Source organism: Streptomyces sp. NPDC050997, from assembly GCF_040660135.1.
In the GTDB taxonomy this organism is placed as follows: Bacteria; Actinomycetota; Actinomycetes; order Streptomycetales; family Streptomycetaceae; genus Streptomyces.
In genome coordinates, this window is sequence record NZ_JBFAGK010000007.1 from 479807 (window position 1) to 486019 (window position 6213).

General features: G+C 73.8%; 5 protein-coding genes. All 5 read left to right on the forward strand.

The features are described from left to right. The first annotated feature begins 15 nt into the window (after positions 1–15). Complete coding sequence (locus AB0H86_RS19575; protein WP_362439649.1) at positions 16–1254, forward strand: ROK family protein; 1239 nt, start codon at positions 16–18, stop codon at positions 1252–1254. A 242-nt stretch (positions 1255–1496) separates the two neighbouring features. After that, positions 1497–1964 carry an RpiB/LacA/LacB family sugar-phosphate isomerase gene (locus AB0H86_RS19580; RefSeq protein WP_362439652.1) on the forward strand — a complete coding sequence of 156 codons (468 nt, stop codon included), beginning with the start codon at positions 1497–1499 and terminating at the stop codon, positions 1962–1964. Between the two features lie 301 nt (positions 1965–2265). Then, positions 2266–2565, forward strand: a complete 300-nt coding sequence (locus AB0H86_RS19585) for an SHOCT domain-containing protein (RefSeq protein ID WP_362439655.1) — start codon at positions 2266–2268, stop codon at positions 2563–2565. Continuing rightward, positions 2562–3320: an ABC transporter ATP-binding protein gene (locus AB0H86_RS19590; RefSeq protein ID WP_362439658.1), complete on the forward strand. Its 759-nt coding sequence runs from the start codon at positions 2562–2564 to the stop codon at positions 3318–3320. The genes AB0H86_RS19585 and AB0H86_RS19590 overlap by 4 nt, the downstream gene beginning before the upstream one ends. Next, positions 3317–5878 (forward strand): FtsX-like permease family protein, encoded by a 2562-nt coding sequence (locus AB0H86_RS19595; RefSeq protein ID WP_362439661.1) that lies wholly within the window; start codon positions 3317–3319, stop codon positions 5876–5878. Before AB0H86_RS19590 ends, AB0H86_RS19595 begins: the two co-directional genes overlap by 4 nt. The last annotated feature ends 335 nt before the right edge of the window (positions 5879–6213 follow it).

The window sequence follows — 6213 nt, forward strand, 5'->3', positions numbered from 1 at the left end:
GGGAGACTCGCCCTCATGAGCGGGAAGGCGGACCCCCGGACGCCGGGGGAAGGAACCACCTCGAGGACGCGGTTGGACCGGGGGCGCGGTGCGCTCGGGCCCGCCCTGGAGCTGGTGCACACCGGACGCGCGCCGACCCGCGCCGTGCTCACCGCCGAACTCGGGGTGACCCGGGCCACGGCCGGTGCGGTCGCCGCCGAACTGGAGGCGCTCGGGCTGATCCGGGTGGACGCCAGGCCCGGCGCCGCGGCCGGTTCGCAGGGGCGGCCCTCGCACCGGCTCGCGGTCGCCGAGGACGGGCCCGTGGTCCTCGCCGCGCAGGTGCACGCCGACGGGTTCCGGGCGGCCCTGGTCGGCCTCGGCGGCCGTATCGTCGCCACCGCGCCCGGCTGCGAGACCGTGGACGCCGATCCCGCGAAGGTACTCGGAACCGTCGTCGAGGCCGGGGCCGAACTGCTGCGCACCACCGGACGCAGCTGCGTCGGCGCCGGCCTCGCCGTGCCGTCCGCCGTCGCCGAGCCGGACGGCCTGGCACTCAACCCCCTGCACCTGGCCTGGCCCGTCGGCGCGCCCGTGCGCCGGATCTTCGAGGAGTGCGTGCGCGCTGCCGGCATCACCGGCCCGGCGTTCGCGGGCAACGACGTCAACCTCGCCGCGCTCGCCGAACACCGGCACGGCGCGGGCCGCGGCGCCCGGGACCTGCTGTGCGTGGCCACCGGGCACCGCGGCGTGGGCGGCGCGCTGGTCCTCGACGGGCGTCTGCACACCGGGAGTTCGGGTCTGGCGCTGGAGGTCGGCCACCTCACTGTCCATCCCGAGGGCCGCCCCTGCCACTGCGGCAGCCGCGGCTGCCTCGACGTCGAGGCCGACCCGCTGGCCTTCTTCACCGCCGCCGGGCGCGACCCGGGACCCGAGGTCTCCCTGCTCCAGCACGCCAACGACCTGATCCGCGACCACTACGACGACCCGTCCATCCGCACCGCCGCCGAGGCGCTCATCGACCGGCTCGGCCTCGGCCTCGCGGGACTGGTGAACATCCTCAACCCGGACCGCATCATCCTCGGCGGCCTCCACCGCACCCTTCTCGACGCCGACCCGGACCGACTGCGGGCGGTCGTCGCCGACCGCAGCCTGTGGGGGCAGAGCGGCGGCGTCCCCATCCTGGCCTGCACCCTCGACCACAACAGCCTGGTCGGCGCGGCGGAGCTGGCCTGGCAGCCGGTACTGGACGATCCGCTGGGCGCGCTGACCTGACCGCCCGCTCAGGTCTCCTCGGCGGTCCCAAGGATCCGGGTCCGCGGCGATCCGGCCGGCGCCGGCGCACTCTCGCTCGCCGAGGGAGCCGACAGCCACACCGTCGCCTGCCGCGGGTACGTCACCGAACCCACCGTCCAGGACCACCTGAGGTCGGCGTTCGCCAGGACGGGCACGCACAACCGCCGGGACCCGCTCACCCGCGCACTGAGGGCGTGCGCCGCCCCGAGTAGGCTCGGGGCATGCGGATCTCCGTCTCCTCGGACATGGACGAACCTGTCGCGCGCAGCCTCGTGACGCAGCTGCGCACCCGCGGCCACGACGTGGTCACGTACGGCGCGCTGAACCCCGGTGACGATCCCCGGTGGTCCGTCTGCTCGGCGACCGCGGCCCGCGAGGTCGCCGCCGGCACGGCCGACCAGGCGGTCGTGTGCTGCTGGACCGGCACCGGTGCCTCGATCGCCGCGAACAAGGTGCCCGGCGTACGCGCGGCCCTGTGCACGGACGCCTACACGGCCGGCGGAGCCCGTCGCTGGAACGACGCCAACGTCCTCGCCCTCAGCCTCCGGATCACCTCCGAGCCCCTCCTCAAGGAGATCCTCGACGCCTGGTTCGCCGCCGAAGCCGGCCAGGACGCGGACGACCGGGAGAACCTGGCGCACATCGAGCACCTGGACCTCGGCGGGGCCCGCCCGGCCGGGGATCACTGACGGTCGCGCGGACCGTCCGCGTACCGCGGCCGGTCACGCCCCGCGCCGACATGTGGAGCACCCGGAACACGTCTCCCTCGGCTTTTCCTCCCCGGCCGGCCGGTCTCCCGTACGGCGTCGTCCGTCACGGCCGCCGGCAGCCCGCGGAACAGCCCAAGGAACAGTCTGAGGAGCAGCGGATACGTCCACGCGTACTCCCCGCGAGGTACGCGCACTGCCGCTGGCCGTACGACGACCCGGCCCCCTCCGCGGCGGGAGTCTCGAGACATCAGCGAAAGCCTCACCGAGGAGATGACTCGAGATGCAGACCCTGGCGAACTGGGACGGCGGACCCGGCCCGTGGATCCTGTTCTTCCCGCTGATCTGGGCGGCCGTCGTGATCGGCGTCGTCACCGTCCTGCGCCGCACCGTCTGGCGCGGCCGTCGCGGACCGTGGCGCGCGATGACCGACACCGGCCCCTCCGGTCCGTCCGGCGACTCCCCGATCGCGATGCTCGGCCGCCGCTTCGCCTCCGGCGAGATCGACGAGGACGAGTACTGGCGCAGGCTGTCCGTCCTGGACGAGCAGTTCGGCCGTAGCGGCAAGGGCGGTGCGGCATGACCGCCACGACCATCACGACCGGCACCCTGCCGGCCGCCCGGGTCGTCGACGCCGTGAAGGTGTACGGCGGCGGCGACACCAGCGTGAGGGCCCTGGACGGGGTGAGCGTCGACTTCCCGGCCGGCCGCTTCACCGCGATCATGGGGCCCTCGGGCTCCGGCAAGTCCACCCTGATGCACTGCGCGGCCGGCCTCGACACCCTCACCTCGGGCGTCGCCCACATCGGCGACACCGAGCTGGGCACCCTCGACGACCGCCGTCTCACCCTGCTGCGGCGCGACCGCGTCGGCTTCGTGTTCCAGGCGTTCAACCTGGTGCCGACGCTGACCGTCGCCGAGAACATCACCCTGCCCCTGGACCTCGCGGGCGGCAGGGGCGACCCGGAGTGGATCGACGCGCTCGTCGACGTCGTCGGCCTGCGCGACCGGCTCCACCACCGGCCCTCCGAGCTCTCCGGCGGCCAGCAGCAACGCGTCGCCGTGGCCCGGGCGTTCGCCGGCCGGCCGGACGTGGTCTTCGCCGACGAACCGACCGGCAACCTCGACTCCCGCTCCGGCGAGGAGGTCCTCGGCCTCCTCGGCCGTGCCGTGCGGCAGACGTCCCGCACGGTCGTCATGGTCACCCATGACCCGGTCGCCGCCGCCCACGCCGACGAGGTCGTCTTCCTCGCCGACGGACGCCTGGTCGACCGCATGGAATCCCCGACCGCCGACAAGGTCCTGGACCGCCTGAAAGCCTTCGAGGTGCCCTCATGAACGCCTCCGTACGTCTGAGCGTGTCCTCCCTGCGCAGCCACAGGCGGCGCTTCGCCGGGACGTTCCTCGCGGTGTTCCTCGGCGTGGCCTTCCTCGCCGGAACGCTCGTCATGGGCGACACGCTGCGCGCCGGCTTCGACACCATGTTCGGCGACGCGACCAGCGGTACCGACGCCGTCGTCCGCAGCGCCGACGACATCACCGCACCCGGCGAGAGCCAGGGCGTACGACAGCCGGTCGCCACGGACCTCGTCGACACCGTCGAAAAGGTCCCGGGCGTCGCGGCCGCCGCGCCCGACATCCAGGGCGCCGGCCAACTCGTGGGAGCGAACGGCAAGCCCATCGGCGGTCAGGGCCCGCCCACCCTCGCCGGCAACTGGATCGCCGACCCGGAGCTCAACCCGTACCGGCTCGCCGAGGGCCGCGCCCCGGAGCGGTCCGGCGAGGTGGTCGTCAACCGGGGCACCGCGGACAAGGGCGACCTGAGGATCGGCGACACGACGACCCTGCGTACCCCCGACCCCGTCAAGGTGACGATCGTCGGCCTCGCGACCTTCGGCGGCGAGGACGGCATGGCCCAGGTGACCTTCACCGGCATGACCCAGGCCGACGCGGAGAGGTACCTCACGGCCAGGCCCGGGGAGGCGGCGAGCATCCAGGTGCGCGCCGGACCCGGCGTCAGCCAGCGGGCACTCGTCGACCGGCTGACCTCCGTGCTGCCCAAGGGAGTCGAGGCCATCACGGGTCAGGAGTCGGCCGAGGAGAACACGGACATGATCTCCAGCCAGTTCCTGTCTGTCTTCACCACCCTCCTGCTCGTGTTCTCCGGTGTCGCCCTGCTGGTCGCGACCTTCTCCATCCACAACACCTTCGCGATCGTCGTCGCCCAACGCACCCGGGAGAACGCCCTGTTGCGTGCCCTCGGCGCCTCACGACGTCAGGTCACCGCGTTCACCCTCGTCGAGGCGAGCGTCGTGGCCGTGATCGCGTCGGCCGCGGGTCTGGCGGGCGGCATCGGTGTCGCGGCCGGGCTGCAGGCGCTGTTCCCGGCCATCGGATTCGCCTTCCCCGAGGGGGACTTGGTGATCAGCTCCCTGTCGATGGTGCTGCCGCTCGCGGTCGGCATCGTGGTCTGCCTGGGCTCCGCCCTGCTGCCCGCCGTACGAGCCGGCCGCACCGCGCCGCTGGCCGCCCTGCGCGAGACCGCGGTCGACACCTCCGGCGCCTCCCGCGCCCGTGCTGTCACCGGCATGGCCCTGGCCGCCCTGGCGCTCGCGGTGACCCTCACCGGCGTCTTCATCTCGCCGTCCCTCTGGCTGGCGGGAACCGGAGCCGTCCTGGCCCTGGCCTCCTTCGTGGTCCTCGGCCCGGTCGCCTCCACGACGGCCGTACGCGTCCTCGGCGGCCCCCTCGACAAGCTGCGCGGCGTCACCGGCGGGCTCGCCCGGCGCAACGCCCTCCGCAGCCCCAAGCGGACGGCGGCCACCGCCGGAGCGCTGATGATCGGCGTGGCCGTGGTGTCGCTGTTCACGGTGTTCGGCGCCTCACTGAAGGCGACCATGGACCAGACCGTGTCCCGGTCCTTCGCCGGCGACGTCGCCGTCAGTACCCCGTCGTTCGGCGCGGGCGGCAGCGGTCTCAGCCCCCGGCTCGCCGGAGCGGTCCAGCGGTTGCCCGAGGTGGACACGGCCGTCGGACTCGGCCGCGGGGTCGCCGAAGTCGACGGCAAGGGGCGGGCGTTGACCGTCACCGACCCGGTCGCGCTGGAGCGCACCTTCGACCTCGGCAAGGTTGACGGCTCCCTGCACGCCCTCGGCACCGACGGCATCGCCCTCACCGGGAGCGAGGCCGACAAGCAGGGCCTGAAGACCGGCGACAAGGCCGACCTCACCTTCACGGACGGCAAGAAGGAGACCTTCACCGTCCGCGCCGTCTACGGCCGGTCCGAACTCGCCGGCGACTACGTCATCACCCGCGCCGCGTGGGCCCCGCACCGCACCCAGGACTCGGACACCGTCGTCGCCGTCGACTTCAAGGACGGCGTGAGCGTCGACGCGGGCAAGGCCGCGGTGGAGAAGGTCGCCGACCGGTACGGCAACCCCGACGTGCAGACCCGCGACGAGTACGCGCAGTCCTCGGCCGGGGGCATCGACATGATGCTCACGCTCGTCTACGCGCTGCTCGCCCTCGCCGTGCTCATCGCGCTCCTCGGTATCGCCAACACCCTGACGCTGGCGATCCACGAGCGCACCCGTGAACTGGGCCTCCTGCGGGCCGTCGGCCAGACCCGGTCCCAACTGCGGGCCATGGTCCGCTGGGAGTCGGTCCTTGTCGCCGCCTTCGGCACGGTCGGCGGACTCGCCCTCGGCGCCTTCCTCGGCTGGGTGCTGGTGAAGGCCTCGGACGGTGCGAGCGACAGCGCCTTCGCCTTCGCGATGCCGCCGCTGCGACTCGGCGTGGTGGCGCTGGTGGGCCTCACGGCCGGCGCCCTCGCGGGCCTGCGCCCGGCCCGGCGCGCGGCCCGCCTGGACGTGCTGCGAGCCATCGCCACGGAGTGAAGCCCCGCCGGGCGAACAGCCCGGCGCCGCCCACGAACAATTCGGTATAGCCACCCGGGCCCTGGCGTGGTCGCCGGGGGCCGACGGCTCGGTGTGGCGTCCGGGCCTGATGGTTTGGTGGGGTGGCCCGGGCTCAACGACGGTGCGGCCGCCCGAGACCGTCGGCTCGGTGTGGCGTCCGGGCCTGATGGTTTGGTGGGGTGGCCCGGGCTCAACGACGGTGCGGCCGCCCGAGACCGTCGGCTCGGTGTGGCGTCCGGGCCTGATGGTTTGGTGGGGTGGCCCGGGCTCAACGACGGTGCGGCCGCCCGAGACCGTCGGCTCGGTGTGGCGTC

Coding starts and splice junctions, on each gene's coding strand:
- AB0H86_RS19575 (WP_362439649.1), top strand. CDS start 16: ATGAGCGGGAAGGCGGACCCCCGGACGCCGGGGGAAGGAACCACCTCG.
- AB0H86_RS19580 (WP_362439652.1), top strand. CDS start 1,497: ATGCGGATCTCCGTCTCCTCGGACATGGACGAACCTGTCGCGCGCAGC.
- AB0H86_RS19585 (WP_362439655.1), top strand. CDS start 2,266: ATGCAGACCCTGGCGAACTGGGACGGCGGACCCGGCCCGTGGATCCTG.
- AB0H86_RS19590 (WP_362439658.1), top strand. CDS start 2,562: ATGACCGCCACGACCATCACGACCGGCACCCTGCCGGCCGCCCGGGTC.
- AB0H86_RS19595 (WP_362439661.1), top strand. CDS start 3,317: ATGAACGCCTCCGTACGTCTGAGCGTGTCCTCCCTGCGCAGCCACAGG.